13 protein-coding genes are annotated in these 16520 nt (G+C 55.7%); 7 read left to right on the forward strand and 6 right to left on the reverse strand.

Going from position 1 to position 16520, the window contains the following annotated elements:
- Positions 1 to 85: 85 nt before the first annotated feature.
- Entirely contained in the window at positions 86 to 1903 is a 1818-nt protein-coding gene (locus tag PUP35_RS02130) for a beta-ketoacyl synthase (RefSeq protein ID WP_274241842.1), read from the forward strand.
- A gap of 85 nt (positions 1904 to 1988) precedes the next feature.
- On the opposite strand, the gene PUP35_RS02135 is transcribed toward PUP35_RS02130, so the two are convergent.
- Positions 1989 to 2837, reverse strand: coding sequence for an SDR family oxidoreductase (locus PUP35_RS02135; RefSeq protein ID WP_274241843.1), 849 nt, complete (start codon positions 2835 to 2837; stop codon positions 1989 to 1991).
- A gap of 84 nt (positions 2838 to 2921) precedes the next feature.
- Here PUP35_RS02135 and PUP35_RS02140 point away from each other — a divergent pair, with 84 nt between their 5' ends.
- The gene (locus PUP35_RS02140) at positions 2922 to 3308 is read left to right on the forward strand and encodes a winged helix-turn-helix transcriptional regulator (RefSeq protein ID WP_023331869.1); all 387 of its coding nucleotides are present in this window, start codon (positions 2922 to 2924) and stop codon (positions 3306 to 3308) included.
- 91 nt (positions 3309 to 3399) lie between these two features.
- Here PUP35_RS02140 and PUP35_RS02145 read toward each other — a convergent pair whose 3' ends face one another.
- Positions 3400 to 5343 carry a bifunctional 2',3'-cyclic-nucleotide 2'-phosphodiesterase/3'-nucleotidase gene (locus PUP35_RS02145; protein WP_143344572.1) on the reverse strand — a complete coding sequence of 648 codons (1944 nt, stop codon included), beginning with the start codon at positions 5341 to 5343 and terminating at the stop codon, positions 3400 to 3402.
- A 190-nt stretch (positions 5344 to 5533) separates the two neighbouring features.
- Here PUP35_RS02145 and cysQ point away from each other — a divergent pair, with 190 nt between their 5' ends.
- Positions 5534 to 6274 carry a 3'(2'),5'-bisphosphate nucleotidase CysQ gene (gene cysQ / locus PUP35_RS02150; protein WP_274241844.1) on the forward strand — a complete coding sequence of 247 codons (741 nt, stop codon included), beginning with the start codon at positions 5534 to 5536 and terminating at the stop codon, positions 6272 to 6274.
- Here the strand turns inward: cysQ and PUP35_RS02155 are convergent.
- Positions 6268 to 6825, reverse strand: a complete 558-nt coding sequence (locus PUP35_RS02155; RefSeq protein ID WP_023310161.1) for a YtfJ family protein — start codon at positions 6823 to 6825, stop codon at positions 6268 to 6270. The genes cysQ and PUP35_RS02155 overlap by 7 nt on opposite strands.
- 323 nt (positions 6826 to 7148) lie before the next feature.
- Between PUP35_RS02155 and PUP35_RS02160 the strand changes: the two genes are divergently transcribed.
- A complete protein-coding gene (locus tag PUP35_RS02160; protein WP_008501430.1) occupies positions 7149 to 7355 on the forward strand; it encodes a DUF1107 domain-containing protein in 207 nt (68 codons plus the stop codon).
- A gap of 71 nt (positions 7356 to 7426) precedes the next feature.
- On the opposite strand, the gene PUP35_RS02165 is transcribed toward PUP35_RS02160, so the two are convergent.
- Both PUP35_RS02165 and msrA read right to left on the reverse strand, forming a co-directional pair.
- Positions 7427 to 8764, reverse strand: a complete 1338-nt coding sequence (locus tag PUP35_RS02165) for a hemolysin family protein (RefSeq protein ID WP_023310162.1) — start codon at positions 8762 to 8764, stop codon at positions 7427 to 7429.
- Between the two features lie 254 nt (positions 8765 to 9018).
- Positions 9019 to 9660 carry a peptide-methionine (S)-S-oxide reductase MsrA gene (msrA, locus tag PUP35_RS02170; RefSeq protein WP_274241845.1) on the reverse strand — a complete coding sequence of 214 codons (642 nt, stop codon included), beginning with the start codon at positions 9658 to 9660 and terminating at the stop codon, positions 9019 to 9021.
- 223 nt (positions 9661 to 9883) lie between these two features.
- Between msrA and tamA the strand changes: the two genes are divergently transcribed.
- From tamA to PUP35_RS02185, 3 genes are read left to right on the forward strand one after another with little or no spacing between them, the layout of a single operon-like run.
- On the forward strand, positions 9884 to 11617 hold the full coding sequence (tamA, locus tag PUP35_RS02175) for an autotransporter assembly complex protein TamA (protein ID WP_127729377.1): 1734 nt from the start codon (positions 9884 to 9886) through the stop codon (positions 11615 to 11617).
- Positions 11614 to 15390, forward strand: coding sequence for an autotransporter assembly complex protein TamB (tamB, locus tag PUP35_RS02180; protein WP_274241846.1), 3777 nt, complete (start codon positions 11614 to 11616; stop codon positions 15388 to 15390). The genes tamA and tamB overlap by 4 nt, the downstream gene beginning before the upstream one ends.
- Before the next feature lie 2 nt (positions 15391 to 15392).
- Positions 15393 to 15737 carry a gamma-glutamylcyclotransferase family protein gene (locus PUP35_RS02185; RefSeq protein ID WP_111965369.1) on the forward strand — a complete coding sequence of 115 codons (345 nt, stop codon included), beginning with the start codon at positions 15393 to 15395 and terminating at the stop codon, positions 15735 to 15737.
- 157 nt (positions 15738 to 15894) lie between these two features.
- Here the strand turns inward: PUP35_RS02185 and ppa are convergent, their stop codons facing one another.
- Entirely contained in the window at positions 15895 to 16425 is a 531-nt protein-coding gene (gene ppa, locus PUP35_RS02190; protein ID WP_111965368.1) for an inorganic diphosphatase, read from the reverse strand.
- Positions 16426 to 16520 lie beyond the last annotated feature (95 nt).

A 16520-nucleotide genomic window follows, 5' to 3' on the forward strand; every position in this document is an offset into this window, starting at 1 on the left:
AATTATGGTGAAATTACCCGTAATAACGGCTTTTGGCGGCTATAGTCCAGCTGGTCGTAGTTCTTTTCATCATGCATTTCGCCGAATGATTATTGATTCATTATCGGAAGAGGAAAGGCAGGAGACGTTATTATCGTTAGCTATTCTGATGGGCGTGCTTAAATATGATGAAGGTGGGTATTGCGACATTTCAGGTAAAAGATTTACGCCCGCTCAGGCTGCCGCGCAGATAAAAGACGAGACGCTGGAAGGAACCCTTATCAGAATAATTACGCGCGACTATTTTGATGTCGATGCTATCACCAGCCATGCAAAATTGAATATGGTTTCTGGCGAAGAAGGATTCAGCTTTAATATCTCAGCCAGACAATTACCGCATCCCTTACCGGCGGGATGGCAGGTTGAGGAATTAGCGGATCGGCGCGTGCGTATTACCGTTCAGGGAGAGATGGACTGTAAAATTGAGGCGTTGTTGCGCACGGAGGTTCAGGCTGCTGGTTTGCTGCCGCAGGGATTCCGGCCGGGTGACCATTACAATTCGCAGTTCCATCCGCGGGCGTTACAAATGGCGATTGTCGGGGCATCGGACGCCATCAACGCTCTGGGGATCCCGTGGCGCGAGATACAGGCAGCGATCGCGCCGGATCAGCTCGGGGTCTATTCGGGCAATATCATGGGACAGCTCGACGATTATGGCTTTGGCGGTATGCTCCAGTCGCGCCTGAAAGGCCAGCGCGTCAGCGCCAAACAGTGTCCGCTGGGCCTGAACAGCATGTGCGCTGATTTCCTCAATGCGTATGTGCTGGGTAGCGTTGGCCATACCAGCGCCACGCTGGGGGCGTGCGCCACGTTTCTGTATAACCTCAATGCGGCAGTCGAAGATATAAAAGCGGGACGCATTCGCGTGGCCGTTGTGGGCAGCGCCGAAGCGCCGGTCACCTCCGAAGTGATTGAAGGATTCGACGCCATGGGCGCCCTGGCAACGGAGAGCAAGCTTAAGCATATTGATGAAACGGAAACGCCCGACTGGCGCAGCAGCAGCCGTCCTTTTGGCGACAGCTGTGGTTTTGTGATCGCAGAATCCAGCCAGTATGTCGTGTTAATGGACGACGAGCTGGCGCTGCAGCTTGGGGCAGAGATCCATGGTTCGGTGGGGAATGTCTTTATCAACGCTGACGGCTTTAAGCGTTCTATTGCGTCACCAGGGCCGGGGAACTACATCACCATGGCGAAAGCCGTGGCTTCGGCAGTGTCGATGGTCGGAATGGAAGCGGTGCAAAAGGGATCGTTTATTCAGGCGCACGGTTCAAGCACGCCGAAGAATTGCGTCTCCGAAGCGGATATTTTTGACCGCGTTGCGCAAGCCTTTGCGATCCGCGACTGGCCGGTGACGGCGGTGAAATCGTATCTCGGTCACTCCCTGGGACCCGCCAGCGGCGACCAGCTTATCAGCTGCCTCGGCGTCTTCCGCTATGGCATTTTACCGGGAATTAAAAGCGTAACCCAGATCGCGCCGCAGGTGAATAACGCACGCTTATCCATTCCTCTTCAGGACTACAAATTAGAGGAAGGCCAGGGGCAAATTGCCTTTATTAATTCAAAAGGCTTTGGCGGTAATAATGCCACGGGGGTGGTTTACTCGCCAAAGCTTACCCATCAATGGTTGCGCAAACGCTACGGGGACGCGGTATTTGCGGATTATCAGCAGCGTAACCGCGAGGTGCGACATCAGGCGAACGCGTACGACGAGTCGGCTTCGCAGGGTGAACTCAACGTTATTTATCTGTTTGGCCAGCAGGGGATAAATGAGGAAGATATTAAGATTGCCAGGGATGGCATCACCCTTCCCGGATTTGAAAAACCGATAATGTACGCGACGGAAAAAGAATACCCGGACTTTTAATCGTTATATCTGTTTTTATTATTAATCAATATGTGTGGGCCGGGTAAGGGAAATCACCCGGCCGCAGGAAAGAACGGTGACACCGTTAAAGAATGGCTTTAATGCTCTGCGCCAGCGGTGTCGTTGCGCGCCCGATCAGTTTGCTCAGCGTATGGCTATCGTCAAAGAGTCCGCCTTTGGAGGCCCCGACATCGGAATCCGCCAGCATATCAGCCAGCCCGGCAGGCAGACCGACGCTTTTAAGCGCGGCGGCAAAATCTGCTTCACTGAGATTCTGATAGGTTACCGGTTTCCCGCTCTGTTTGCTGAGCTCAGCTGCCAGTTCGCTCAGCGTCCAGCCGTGGTCGCCCGCCAGTTCATACACCTTGCCCGCATGGCCCTCTTCAGCGATCACTTTGGCTGCCGCCGCGGCATAGTCTGCGCGGGTGGCAGAGGCAATTTTGCCTTCGCCTGCCGCACCAATAAACACGCCGTGTTCCAGCGCAGGCGGCGCGCTCGCCAGGTAGTTTTCGGTATACCAGCCGTTGCGCAGCAGGGCATAAGGAATCCCGGACGCCGCCAGCGCTTTTTCAGTGGCAACGTGTTCAACGTGCAGGCCGAGCGGTGATGTATCCGCATGCAGCAGGCTGGTGTAGGCGATAAATTTCACCCCAGCCGTTTTGGCGGCGTTAATCACGTTCTGGTGCTGGGTCGCGCGCTGGCCGACTTCGCTGGAAGAGATCAGCAGAAGCTTATCCACGCCGCTCAGCGCGGCGGCGAAGGCGGCTTCATCCGTGTAGTCAGCCTGACGAACCACAATCCCCTGCTGGCTTAAGGCTTGCGCTTTCGCCGGGTTACGTACGATGGCCACAATCTGCTTGGCCGGTACGGTTTTCAGCAGCTGTTCGATAACGAGATGGCCAAGCTGGCCGGTAGCGCCGGTAATCGCGATCATGATGAATCTCCTTCGTGTTTGTCTGATGTTGTGGCACACTAGCACCATAGCTAACTTTTAGTAAGTACGTACAAAAAGGTAAGTATGAAAACAACGATACCGACGCTCAGCGAACAAATGCGCGATGGCAATCTTTTCGCGGAGCAGTGCCCTTCACGAGAGGTGCTCAAACATGTAACCAGCCGCTGGGGGGTACTGATTTTGCTGGCGCTGCGCCAGGGAACGCATCGCTTTAGCGATCTGCGCCGCAAAATGGGCGGGGTGAGCGAAAAGATGCTCTCCCAGTCGCTTCAGGCGCTGGAGCAGGACGGGTTTGTCGATCGCGTATCGTATCCGGTCGTGCCGCCGCACGTAGAGTATAGCCTGACGCCGATGGGTATTGAGGTCAGCGAGAAAGTTGCCGCGCTGGCTGACTGGATTGAGGTGAATACGCCGAAGGTTATGGCGAACAGGGACGATCGCGCGGCGTAAAAGCCGGGTGGCGGCTTCGCCTTACCCGGCCTACCCGTACTCTTTCATCCCGTAGGCCGGGTAAGCGAAGCGCCACCCGGCACAATCGCCGCTACTTGCTTAAATCCACCTGATAAATCGCGAACCCAATATCATCCGTCGCGACCTGTTTCATTGGATACTGCGCCTTCTCCTTGATAAACGTGGCTGCCTTGTCGGATGGCGACGTTTCAAAGCGAATATCCAGTTTCGTATCGCTGTGGATCGGTGCCAGACGCCAGTTGTTATCCACCGCAGGATGAATTTCGCCCGCCTTCTTCGACTCCGCGCTGATCCACGCCGCAAGCACCGAGCGGTTCTCGTCCGGCGAGGCAAAGGCGATATGGCTATCTCCCGTACCGGCAAACTTACCGCCGTAGGCACGGTAGTTATTGGTCGCCACCAGGAAGGTGGCATTCGGGTCGATCGCCTTGCCGTTGAAGGTCAGGTTTTTGATGCGCTCCGCCTGCGGGTTAACCGCCTGGCACTCGCCGTCATATTTCGCCGGCTGGGTGACGTCAATCTGGTAGTTAACGCCGTCGATCACGTCGAAGTTATAGGTACGGAAGCCGTCCCAGTTAATCAGCGACTGCGGCTTACTGCTGTGCGGGTCAATCTGGTTAAACTGTCCGGCAGAACACTCCAGCCACTCTTTTACCTCTTTCCCGGTGGCTTTAACCACCACCAGCGTGTTCGGGTAGAGATAGAGGTCGGCGGCGTTACGGAAGGTCAGCTGGCCCTTTTCGACTTCAACATAGCTGGCCGGGTCATTCTTACGCCCGCCCACTTTGAATGGCGCAGCGGCTGACAGGACCGGCAGTTTTGCCAGATCCGGATCGCCCTGCACAAAGTGTTCGGCATAGGCTTTCTGCGCCATGTTGACGACCTGAACGGTCGGGTCGTCCTGCACTAGCGCGAGGAAGCTGTACATGTTATCGGCGGATTTGCCGATCGGCTTGCTGACGAATTCGCGCGTGGCGTCGTGATCGTGCTTCAGCACGTTGACCAGTTTTTTATCTTCAGCCGCCAGAGATTTTTTCGCTGCAGCGTCGTAGATTGGGCGCGCTTCGGCTTTTGACTGCGTCACCTTCCAGCTGCCACCGTCGTTATTCAGCACCAGATCCACTACGCCAAGATGGTCGCCCCACATACCCGGCATCACCGACGGCACGCCGTTGAGCGTCCCTTTCTCAATGTCAGCCCCTTTGATGCTGACGAAATCTTTACCCGGGAAGACCGCGTGGGCATGGCCGAACAGGATCGCGTCGACGCCAGGGACTTCACTCAGATAGTAAACGGAGTTTTCTGCCATGGCCTGATACGGATCGGCGGAGAGACCAGAGTGGGCGACAACGACCACCAGATCGGCGCCTTTTTTGCGCATTTCCGGCACGTATTTACGCGCGGTTTCGGTGATGTCGTTGACGGTCACCTTACCGTCGAGGTTGGCCTTATCCCACGTCATGATCTGCGGCGGGACAAAACCGATATAGCCGATTTTGAGCGTTTGTTTTTTCCCGTCCCGATCGACAACCTCGGTATTTTTAATCAGGTATGGGGTAAAGAGCGGCTTTTGCGTTTTAACGTCGATGATATTGGCGTTAACGTACGGGAATTTCGCGCCGGCCAGGGCATCGTGAAGGTATTTCAAACCGTAGTTGAATTCGTGGTTGCCGAGGTTGCCGACGGTGTAATCCAGGGTGTTCATCGCTTTATAAACAGGATGGATCTCGCCTTTTTTCAACCCCCTGGTCGCCATGTAGTCCCCAAGCGGGCTGCCCTGAATGAGATCGCCATTGTCGACCAGCACGCTGTTATTCACTTCGCCGCGTGCGGCATCGATCAGGCTCGCCGTGCGTACCAGTCCGAATTTTTCCGTCGGGGTATCTTTGTAGTAATCGAAGTCCATCATGTTGCTGTGCAGATCGGTCGTTTCCAGAATACGCAGATCTACCGTCGCCGCCTGCACGCTCGCTGCAATCAGCGTCGCCAGAAGCGTTGCACTAAACTTAATCATCAGAGGAGTCCTTTTTTCGATGCAGACCACAAAAGAGTATGTATCTATAGCTTGTTGCTTACAGAAATGTGAATCCTGACAGAAAAAAGTAACCTGAAACCGGAATTGCTTCACAGATAGCGGAATTGTTCACATTACGATATAACTAAAACAAAGAGTTAACCTCACTGCGTTAACAAAGAGGTGGAAAATGCTAGAAAAAATTTGTCAGCTCGCACGGGATGCGGGAGATGCCATCATGCAGGTGTATGACGGTATTAAACCTATGGAGGTTGTCAGCAAAGCCGACGATTCTCCGGTCACGGCGGCGGATATTGCCGCGCATAAGGTGATCCTCAAAGGGTTACAGGCCTTAACGCCGGACATCCCCGTCCTGTCAGAAGAAGCGCCGCAAAGCTGGGACGAGCGCCAGCACTGGCAGCGCTACTGGTTGGTCGATCCGCTGGACGGGACAAAAGAGTTCATCAAGCGCAACGGTGAATTCACCGTCAATATCGCCCTGATTGAGAAAGGGAAAGCGGTGCTGGGTGTGGTTTACGCGCCGGTAATGAAGGTGATGTACAGCGCCGCAGAAGGGAAGGCGTGGAAGGAAGAGTGCGGCGTGCGCAAGCAGATCCAGGTGCGCGATGCGCGTCCGCCGCTGGTGGTAATTAGCCGCTCGCACAGCGACAGCGAACTGCAGGAGTACCTGCAGCAGCTGGGTGAACACCAGACCACCTCGATCGGCTCGTCGCTGAAATTCTGCCTGGTGGCGGAAGGCCATGCGCAGCTGTATCCTCGCTTTGGGCCAACCAATATCTGGGATACCGCCGCCGGGCATGCCATTGCTGCGGCCGCCGGGGCGCATGTTCATGACTGGCAGGGCAAACCGCTGGACTACACCCCGCGCGAATCCTTCCTTAACCCCGGCTTCCGCGTCTCTATTTATTGAGCCAGCAGCTTATGCAGCAGGTCGACAACCTGCTGCACCTCTTCCTGGGTTAACGCGCCGTCTTTCGCCCACTGCACGCGACCTTCCTTATCCAACACAATAATCGCTGAGCTTTCTTCCTCCAGCTGCCAGGCCTTACGGGTTACGCCGTTGCTGTCGACGATAAACTGCGACCACGGATAGAGCTTTTTATTGCTCTCAAGGCTTGAGCGCACAAACATCCCGGAGCCCGGAATGGCGTCATCGGTATTAACAATAGTGGTCGTCTGGTAGCGGTCGTGCGGGAATTTCGCGGCCTTGATCGCTTCCACCAGGTTGGCATTTTTCTCTTTTGCGGATGTACGACCGGCAATATGTTGTACAACTCTCACTTTGCCCGCGAGCTGCGCGCTATTCCAGGGTTTGTAGCTAAACTTATCATTGTCGAGAATCAATTCTCCCCGGTCAGCAATGCCGACTGGCGGTACACGTTGTCCTTTTTCAATGTTGTGAGCGGAAGCCCACAGAGGCAGCAGCAGGCAGGCTGCTGCAAGGATATTACGTAGGGTCATGGCGTTTCCTTATTGTTTGCAGGTGATCCGACCACTTGGTCTTACGCTTTAATCATAAGTGCGATCAATGTGGTTTTCCCGCAATCCCGATGCCAGTTTGCGGGTGAACGCACATATCCATGAAAAAACGACGGCTTATACTGCGCCCGGTCACGCTTTGCAAAGATTATTCTGAATAATTGTAATCAAACGGTAAATAAACTTATGCACACTGGGTAACACCGTAGTTCTGGTCTATAGTCATTGGGCATTAAAATTTGCGCTCAGGACAGTCGGGCCGATTGTGGCACCGCAAGAGCGTATGATTCGCAGGAGATACAAGAATGAAAATTTTCCAACGCTACAACCCGCTTCAGGTGGCGAAGTACGTGAAGATCCTGTTCCGTGGACGGTTGTATATCAAGGATGTTGGCGCTTTTGAGTTTGATAAGGGCAAGATCCTTGTCCCAAAAGTGAAGGACAAACAGCACCTGTCTGTGATGTCCGAAGTCAACCGTCAGGTTATGCGTCTGCAAACTGAGATGGCTTAACCAACGTGCTATGCAGTAGTTAAAAAAACGGCTCCCAATGGGAGCCGTTGATGTTTGTGGAGGCTGGAACCTTACGCCGATACCTTCTCTTCCGCATCCGGCAGCTTCGGAACCAGTACGGTCGGTTTGTTGTCGATGCGCGTCACCAGCAGCTGGTCGATGCGGTAGTTATCAATATCCACCACCTCAAACTTGTAGCCGGAGAACTTCACCGAGTCGGTACGTTTCGGGATTTTACGCAGCATAAACATCATAAAGCCGCCGATGGTCTCGTAGTTACCGGACTGCGGGAACTCGTCGATATCCAGCACGCGCATCACGTCTTCAATCGGCGTGCCGCCATCAATCAGCCATGAATTATCGTCACGCTGGACAATCTGCTCTTCCAGCCCCTGGCCAACCAGGTCGCCCATCAGCGTGGTCATCACGTCGTTCAGGGTGATAATACCCACCACCAGGGCGTATTCGTTCATGATAACCGCGAAGTCTTCCCCGGCGGTTTTGAAACTTTCCAGCGCTTCTGAGAGCGTCAGAGTGTCCGGCACAATTAGGGTATTGCGGATCTGCACGCCGCTGTTGAGCGCCAGGCTCTGGTTTGCCAGTACGCGGTTCAGCAGGTCTTTGGAGTCGACGTAACCGATGATGTGGTCGATATCTTCATTACAGACAAGGAACTTAGAGTGTGGATGCTGCGCCACTTTGTTCTTCAGGCTCTGCTCATCTTCATGTAAATCGAACCAGATAATGCTTTCACGGCCCGTCATGGAAGACGGTACGGTACGGGATTCCAGTTCGAACACGTTCTCAATCAGCTCGTGTTCCTGCTTGCGCAGCACCCCGGCCAGCGCGCCGGCTTCCACTACCGCATAGATGTCGTCAGACGTGATGTCGTCTTTACGCACCATAGGCAGCTTAAAGATGCGGAAAATCACGTTCGCCAGGCCGTTGAAGAACCACACCAGCGGACGAAACACGTACAGACAGAAGCGCATCGGGTTGATGATACGCAAAGCCACAGCTTCTGGCGCAATCATACCGATGCGTTTCGGGGTCAGGTCTGCAAAGAGGATGAACAAGCCGGTTACCAGCGAGAAGGAGAGGATAAAGCTGAGCTGTTCGGCCAGTTCAACGGACATGTACTTAACAAACAGGCTGTAAAACGCCGGAGAAAACGCCGCATCACCCACGATACCGCCGAGTATGGCCACCGCGTTGAGGCCAATCTGCACCACGGTGAAGAACATGCCGGGGTTTTCCTGCATTTTCAGGATGCGGGTGGCATTGATGTTGCCTTCATCGGCAAGCAGCTTCAGTTTGATTTTACGGGACGCGGCCAGCGAGATCTCAGATATCGAGAAAAATGCGCTGACGGCAATCAGACAAAGTATTACTAAAATACTGTTTAACATAGTTTATCCGGCTTCTCGCCAGATCCTCAGAAGGGGAGTTGATACCATTTGTGTGGAAACACATTGAACATCCGCTCGTAGCGTTGAGCCGATTATTTCAGCGGGTAGTATAGCGTAAAGAGATGTAAATCTGCCAGAGGTCACAATTTGGCGAAGATGGCCGGCGGGGACGGCTGGTGGATGGATGTTAAGCTATGAGACAACGCTGTCGCTTCTTTGAGCGCCACGCTGCTCGCGTGGCGCTGGAACGGAAATCAGGCCAGCTGTGGCGGCAGGCAGACGCCGATGCCCCCGATACCGCAATAGCCGTACGGGTTTTTATGCAGATACTGCTGGTGATCGTCTTCCGCATAGTAGAATGGTTTCGCGGTTGTGATTTCCGTCGTCACCTCGCGCGTGTCGCCCGCTTCACGCATGGCCTGCTGGAAACGCTCAAGGCTGGCGCGCGCGGCGGCATCTTGCTCCGGCGTGAGCGGATAAATGGCCGAGCGATACTGTGTGCCGTGGTCGTTGCCCTGACGCATGCCCTGCGCCGGGTCGTGGTTCTCCCAGAAGACCTGCAGCAGCTGCTCGTAGCTGATTACCGCAGGGTCATAGACCACGCGCACTGCTTCCGCATGCCCGGTTTCGCCGGAGCAAACTTCGCGATAGGTAGGATTCGGCGTGTAACCGCCCGTGTAGCCAGCCGCCGTGCTGTAAACGCCGGGGAGTTGCCAGAAGAGGCGCTCAACGCCCCAGAAACAGCCCATGGCGAACATGGCGATTTCCATTCCCTCCGGCACGTTGGTCATGGAGTGGTTATTGACGGCGTGTAAGGTCGCCACAGGCATAGGGGTGTTGCGTCCCGGTAATGCATCAGCTTGTGAAACCAGATGCTTTTTGTCGAATAAACTCACGATGGGGCCTCCCGGGGTGCGATGTTTCAGTTAAGGTTGTCACGAAGCGTTTAATTGAACACAATAAATGCGCTGAATCAGTCTAGATTTAATCATAAGAAATATTTGGGTGTTACACCCATTTTCAACCCGCGATTCGGGTTTTTGGCCACAGGCCGTATTTTGCCGCGGAGCGGCACTTCATTTGCTTCCAGGGTGGAAACAGGGATATTCAGGAGAAAACGTGACAAAAATCCGCCAGTTATGTTTAGTCAGTGTGTTGCTGACAAGCGGGATTGCCAGCGCGGCGAATGTCCGTTTGCAGGTTGAGGGGTTATCCGGGGCGCTACAAAAAAACGTGCGTGCGCAGTTGTCGACCATCCAGAGTGATGAGGTGACGCCGGACCGGCGTTTTCGCGCGCGCGTAGATGATGCGATCCGTGAAGGGCTGAAAGCGCTGGGGTATTACGAACCCACTATTGATTTTGACCTCCGTCCGCCGCCAAAGAAGGGGCGCCAGGTCCTTATTGCCCGCGTTTCGCCGGGTGAGCCGGTACTGATTGGCGGTACGAACGTCATCCTGCGCGGCGGGGCGCGTACCGACCGGGATTATCTGGACCTGCTCAGCACGCGGCCGAAAATCGGTACCGTGCTTAACCACGGTGACTACGACCATTTCAAAAAAGAGCTGACGAATGTTTCCCTGCGTAAGGGCTACTTTGACAGCCAGTTCAATAAAAGCCAGCTGGGCATTGCGCTGGAGAGACGTCAGGCCTTCTGGGATATCGACTACGACAGTGGAGAGCGCTACCGCTTTGGCGACGTGACGTTTGAAGGTTCGCAAATTCGCGAAGAGTACCTGCAAAATCTCGTGCCGTTCAAAAAAGGGGATTACTACCAGTCGAGCGATCTCGGAGAGCTGAACCGACGCCTCTCCGCTACCGGCTGGTTTAACTCCGTAGTTGTCGCACCGGAATTTGAGAAGTCTCGCAAAACCAAGGTGTTGCCGCTGCATGGCGTTGTCTCGCCGCGCACCGAGAACACCATTGAGACCGGTGTTGGCTACTCGACGGATGTCGGACCACGCGTGAAAACCTCGTGGAAAAAACCGTGGATGAACTCGTACGGCCACAGCCTGACCACCAGCCTGAGCCTCTCTGCGCCCGAGCAGCAGCTTGATTTCAGCTACAAAATGCCGCTGCTGAAAAATCCGCTTGAGCAATATTACCTTCTGCAGGGCGGTTTTAAGCGCACCGATTTAAACGACACCAAGCAGGACTCCACGACGCTTGCGGTCTCCCGCTTCTGGGATCTCTCCAGCGGCTGGCAGCGCGCCATTAACCTGCGCTGGAGCCTGGACCACTTTACCCAGGCCAACGTCACCAATACCACCATGCTGCTTTATCCGGGCGTAATGATCAGCCGAACCCGTTCGCGCGGGGGGCTGATGCCGACCTGGGGCGACTCACAGCGCTACTCGATCGATTATTCCAACTCCGCCTGGGGCTCCGACGTGGATTTCTCGGTGATTCAGGCGCAAAACGTTTGGATCCGCACGCTGTACGACAAACACCGCTTTGTGATGCGCGGCAATCTCGGCTGGATTGAAACGGGAGACTTCGAGCGCGTTCCGCCGGATCTGCGCTTCTTCGCCGGGGGCGACCGCAGCATTCGTGGGTATAAGTACAAATCGATCTCACCTGAGAACGAAAAGGGCCAGCTAACCGGTGCGTCAAAACTGGCGACGGGATCGCTGGAGTATCAGTACAACGTCAGCGGAAAGTGGTGGGGCGCCATGTTTGTTGACGGCGGTGAAGCGGTGAACGATATCCGCCGCAGCGACTTTAAAACCGGCGCGGGCGTGGGCGTACGCTGGCAGTCGCCAGTCGGACCCATCAAGCTCGACTTCGCCGTGCCTGTCGGCGACAAAGATGAACACGGATTACAGTTTTACATCGGTCTGGGGCCTGAATTATGAGTTTATGGAAGAAAATAAGCCTCGGGGTGCTGATTTTTATCGTGCTGCTGCTCGGTACGGTGGCGTTTCTGGTTGGAACGACGACCGGGCTGCATCTGCTGTTTAACGCCGCGAACCGCTGGGTGCCGGGGCTGGAGATTGGTCAGGTGACGGGCGGCTGGCGCGATCTGCGTCTGAAGAATATCCGCTACGAGCAGCCGGGCGTGGCGGTGAACGCCGGGGAGTTTCATCTCGCGGTGAAGCTGGGCTGTCTGCGTGACAGTAAGCTCTGCGTCAACGACCTGTCGCTTAAAGACGTCAACGTGGCGATAGATTCGAAAAAAATGCCGAAGTCTGCGCCGGTCGAGGAAGAGGACAGCGGCCCGCTGAATCTCTCCACGCCTTACCCGATCGCGCTCTATCGGGTGGCGCTCGATAACGTCAATATCAAAATCGACGACACCACCGTGTCCGTGATGGATTTCACCTCCGGCCTGCGCTGGCAGGAGAAAAACCTCACCCTGACGCCAACGTCCCTGCAGGGCTTATTGATCGCGCTGCCGAAAGTGGCCGACGTGGCGCAGGAAGAGATCGTCGAGCCGAAGATCCAGAACCCGCAGCCGGAAGAGAAGCCGCTGGGCGAAACGCTGAAAGATCTCTTCTCGAAGCCTGTCCTGCCGGAAATGACCGACGTTCACCTGCCGCTGAACCTCAATATTGAAGAGTTCAAAGGCGAGCAGCTGCGCCTGACCGGCGATACCGATCTGACGGTCTACAATATGCTGCTGAAGGTCAGCAGCATTGACGGCAACATGAAGCTCGACGCGCTGGATATCGACACCAACCAGGGCTCGGTGAATGCGTCAGGCAATGCCCTGCTGCGCGATAACTGGCCGGTGGACATCACGCTTAACAGTGCCCTCAACATCGATCCGCTGAAAGGCGAAAAGGTGAAGGTCAAGGTGGGCGGGGCGCTGCGCGATAAGCTCGATGTTGGCGTGAATCTCTCCGGCCCGGTGGACATGGTCCTGCGCGCGCAAACCCAGCTGGCGGAAGCCGGGCTGCCGCTCAATCTTGAGGTGGTCAGCAAGCAGCTTTCCTGGCCGTTCACCGGCGAAAAACAGTTCCAGGCCGATGACCTGAAGCTAAAGCTGAGCGGCAAGATGACGGACTACACGCTTTCGTTCCGCACCGCGGTGAAGGGGCAGGGCGTGCCGCCCGCGAACATTACGCTGGATGCGAAGGGCAACGAACAGCAGGTCAACCTCGACAAGCTGACCGTCGCGGCGCTTGAAGGCAAAACCGAGCTGACCGCGCTGCTCGACTGGCAGCAGGCGATCAGCTGGCGCGGCGAGCTGAAGCTGACGGGCATTAATACCGCCAAAGAGGTGCCGGACTGGCCGTCAAAACTGGATGGCCTGATCAAAACCCGCGGCAGCCTGTACGGCGGTACGTGGCAGATGGACGTGCCGGAAATTAAGCTCACCGGGAACGTGAAGCAGAACAAGGTTAACGTTGAAGGCTCGGTGAAAGGCAACAGCTATCTGCAGTGGGTTATCCCAGGGCTGCACGTGGCGCTGGGCCGCAACACGGCGGATATCAAGGGCGAGCTGGGAGTGAAAGATCTCAATCTGGACGCCACCATCGACGCGCCGAATCTGGATAACGCCCTGCCGGGGCTTGGCGGCACGGCGAAAGGACTCGTGAAGGTGCGCGGCACGGTAGACGCGCCGCAGCTGCTGGCGGATATCACCGCCAATAACCTGCGCTGGCAGGAACTGAGCGTTGCCCGCGTTCGCGTGGAAGGGGATGTGAAATCCACCGATCAGATCGGCGGTAACCTGAACCTGCGCGTGGAGCGCATTTCTCAGCCGGACGTGAACATTAGCCTGGTCACCCTGGATGCCAAAGGGAACGAGAAGCAGCACGATCTCCAGCTGCGCGTGCAGGGCGAACCGGTCTCCGGCCAGCTTCACCTCACCGGCAGCTTTGACCGCAAAGAGGAGCGCTGGAAAGGTACGCTGGATAACACCCGTTTCAATACGCCGGTCGGGCCGCTTGCGCTCTCGCGCTCCATCGCCCTGGACTACCGCAACGCCGAGCAGAAGATCAGCATTGGGCCACACTGCTGGACCAATCCGAATGCGGAGCTGTGCGTGTCGCAGACCATCGATGCGGGCGCGGAAGGGCGGGCGCAGATCAACCTCAACCGCTTCGATCTGGCGATGCTAAAGCCGTTTATGCCGGATACAACACAGGCGAGCGGCGTCTTCAGCGGAAAAGCCGATGTCGCCTGGGATACCACCAAAGAGGGGCTGCCGCAGGGCAGCGTCACGCTGTCCGGGCGTAACGTTAAGGTGACGCAGGAGGTCAACAACGCGCCCCTTCCGGTGGCGTTCGATACTCTGAACCTGAGTGCCGATCTGCATAACAATCGCGCACAGCTGGGGTGGACAATCCGCCTGACCAACAACGGCCAGTTGGATGGGCAGGTCCAGATTACCGATCCGCAGGGACGGCGTAATCTGGGCGGTAACGTGAACATCCGTAACTTCAACCTGGCGATGGTGAACCCGATTTTCGCCCGCGGGGAAAAAGCCGAGGGCATGCTGAACGCTAACCTGCGCCTGGCCGGCAACGCGCAAAGCCCGCAGCTGTTCGGTCAGATGCGGCTTAGCGGCGTGGATATTGACGGCAACTTTATGCCGTTTGACATGCAGCCCAGCCAGATCGCGATGAATTTCAACGGCATGAGCTCGACGCTGAGCGGCTCGGTACTGACGCAGCAAGGGCAAATCAACCTGAGCGGCGACGCGGACTGGAGCCAGCTCGATAACTGGCGCGCGCGTATTGCCGCGAAAGGCAGCAAGGTGCGCATCACCGTACCGCCGATGGTACGCCTGGACGTCTCGCCTGATGTGGTCTTTGAAGCCACGCCAAGCCTCTTCACGCTTGACGGCCGCGTCGACGTGCCGTGGGCGCGCATCGTGGTTCACGACGTGCCGGAAAGCGCGGTCGGCGTCTCAAGTGATGAAGTTATGCTCAATGAAAATCTGAAACCTGTCGAACAGAAGAGCGCGGGCATACCGATTAATAGTAATCTTATCGTGCACGTGGGGAATAACGTGCGGTTGAATGCGTTTGGGCTGAAGGCGAGGCTCACGGGCGACCTGAAGGTGGCGCAGGATAAACAAGGGCTTGGCCTGAACGGGCAAATTAATATTCCTGAAGGGCGTTTCCATGCGTATGGTCAGGATCTGATCGTCCGTAAAGGCGAGCTGCTATTCTCCGGTCCACCGGATCAGCCTCTGTTGAACATCGAAGCGATTCGTAACCCTGAAGCGACGGAAAACGACGTTATTGCTGGCGTACGCGTTACCGGTTCCGCCGACGAACCGAAGGCGGAGATCTTCTCTGACCCGGCGATGTCGCAGCAGGAAGCCCTCTCTTATCTGCTGCGTGGACAAGGTCTGGACAGCGGTCAGAGCGACAGCGCGGCGATGACCTCGATGTTAGTGGGTCTGGGGGTTGCACAAAGTGGGCAGGTTGTGGGTAAAATCGGCGAGACGTTCGGCGTAAGCAATCTGGCGCTGGACACCCAGGGCGTGGGTGACTCCTCGCAGGTGGTGGTCAGCGGCTATGTATTGCCGGGTCTGCAGGTAAAATATGGTGTGGGGATCTTTGACTCACTGGCAACACTCACGTTACGCTATCGCCTGATGCCTAAGCTATATCTGGAAGCAGTGTCCGGCGTAGACCAGGCACTTGATCTGCTCTATCAGTTTGAGTTTTAGCAATGCGAATATTTGTCTACGGCAGTTTACGAACCAGGCAAGGCAACAGTCACTGGATGACCAATGCCCAGCTACTGGGGAATTACGATATCGAGAACTACCAGTTGTACAGCCTGGGCCACTATCCAGGCGCGGTTCCGGGCGAAGGAACAGTACAGGGTGAAGTTTATCGTATTGATAACGCGACGCTTGCCGAACTTGATGCCTTGCGCACCAGGGGCGGTGAATACGCACGCCAGTTGATCCAGACGCCGTACGGAAGCGCGTGGATGTATGTCTACCAGCGTCCGGTCGAAGGGTTAACGCGGATTGTAAGCGGTAACTGGTTAGACAGAGACCAGTACTGAAAAAAAACAGCGCCACCGTGAGGTGGCGTTGTTTTTTTGCGTCTCTTGCCGGGTGGTGCTGCGCTTACCCGGCCTACATGTTCACTGTAGGCCCAGCTGCGCGCCCGCCACAAAAAAAGCCCCGACGTGCGGGGCTTTCATCAATCGGCAGTAAGAATTACTTCTTAGCAGCGCGTTCGAAAGAGGAGATGATTTCCGCTTTCGCTGCTTCTGCGTTGTCCCAGCCGTCAACTTTAACCCACTTGCCTTTTTCGAGGTCTTTGTAGTGCTCGAAGAAGTGAGTGATCTGCGCTTTCAGCAGCTCTGGCAGGTCGTTCACATCTTTGATGTGATCGTACTCTTTGCTCAGCTTGGTGTGCGGTACCGCAACCAGCTTCGCATCTTCACCGGATTCGTCGGTCATTTTCAGCACGCCAACTGGACGGCAGCGAATGACGGAGCCTGGCTCCAGTGGGTATGGCGTTGGGACCAGCACGTCAACCGGGTCACCGTCCAGAGACAAGGTATGGTTGATGTAACCGTAGTTGCACGGATAGAACATCGCGGTAGACATGAAACGGTCTACGAACAGGGCGCCGCTCTCTTTGTCCACTTCGTATTTGATCGGATCTGCGTTAGCCGGGATTTCGATAACTACGTAGATGTCTTCTGGCAGTTCTTTACCCGCTGGGACGTTGAGTAAGCTCATGTCGGTGTCCTTTAAAATGGATGGTAAACAAGTGGCAGGTATTATAGCCAACTCGCGCTGAATGTCTCCGCCTGTTTTCGCCTTCTCTCCACGTT

The organism is Enterobacter sp. S-33 (assembly GCF_028735835.1).
Classification (GTDB): Bacteria; Pseudomonadota; Gammaproteobacteria; order Enterobacterales; family Enterobacteriaceae; genus Enterobacter; species Enterobacter vonholyi.